The sequence below is a fragment of the Streptomyces sp. NPDC057565 genome, assembly GCF_042801455.1.
GTDB classification, from domain to species: Bacteria; Actinomycetota; Actinomycetes; order Streptomycetales; family Streptomycetaceae; genus Streptomyces; species Streptomyces yanii.
On record NZ_JBHVFU010000189.1, the window covers coordinates 1 to 1,137 of the forward strand.

Below are 1,137 nucleotides of genomic sequence, written 5' to 3' on the forward strand. Positions count from 1 at the left end.
CTAGTGTCTTGAGTCTTTATTTCATTGCAGAAGTAGGCTGGGTTCATGGCGCGTATGGGTCGGCCGACGGTCGAGGTGGTTCTGGCGGATGAGGAGCGAGAGACGTTGCTGCGCTGGTCGCGGCGGGCAACGTCCTCGCAGGCTCTGGCGTTGCGGTGCCGGATCGTGCTCGCGTGTGCTGACGGCGGTTCGAACACCGCTGTGGGAGCGGAGCTTGGGGTCCACCCGGTCACGGTGGCCAAGTGGCGCAAGCGGTTCGCAGCCGACCGGCTTCAGGGCCTGTCCGACGAACCGCGGCCGGGTCCGCCCCGCACGGTGAGCGATGAGAAGGTCGAGGAGGTGGTCGTGCGGACCCTGGAGACCACGCCGAAGAACGCCACGCACTGGTCGACACGGGAAATGGCCTCGGCCAGCGGCCTGAGCCAGTCCACCATCTCGCGGATCTGGCGGACCTTTGGCCTCAAGCCGCATCTGGTGGACACCTTCAAACTGTCCAAGGACCCGCAGTTCATCGAGAAGGTCCGCGACGTCGTCGGCCTGTATCTGGACCCGCCCGAGCGGGCCATCGTCCTCTGTGTGGACGAGAAGTCGCAGATCCAGGCACTGGACCGGTCTGCACCGGTGCTGCCGATGATGCCGGGCATGCCCGAGCGCCGTACCCACGACTACCTGCGTGGCGGTGTGACGACCCTGTTCGCCGCCCTGAACGCAGCCACCGGCGAGGTCATCAGCTCACTCCACCGCCGGCACCGCGCGGTGGAGTTCAAGAAGTTCCTGGCCAAGCTGGACAAGGAGGTCCCCGACCATCTCGACGTTCACCTGATCTGCGACAACTACGCCACCCACAAGACGCCCGCGATCCAGAAGTGGCTGCTGGCCCATCCCCGGTTCCACATGCACTTCACTCCGACCAGCTCGTCCTGGCTCAACCAAGTGGAGCGCTGGTTCGCACTGCTGACAGACAAGCAGATACGCCGTGGCGTCCACAGGAACGTCCAAGCCCTGGAGAAGGACATCCGGGCCTGGATCGCCGACTGGAATGACAACCCCAGGCCCTTCGTCTGGACGAAGACCGCCGACGAGATCTTCGAACGCCTCACCGGATATCTAAACCGAATCAAAGACTCAGGACACTAG

Annotated in this window: 1 protein-coding gene; it reads left to right on the top strand. The window is 64.2% G+C overall.

Annotation, left to right across the window (positions count from 1 at the left end):
- The first annotated feature begins 45 nt into the window (after positions 1–45).
- A complete protein-coding gene (locus ACFU8W_RS52520) occupies positions 46–1,137 on the top strand; it encodes an IS630 family transposase (RefSeq protein WP_384053023.1) in 1,092 nt (363 codons plus the stop codon).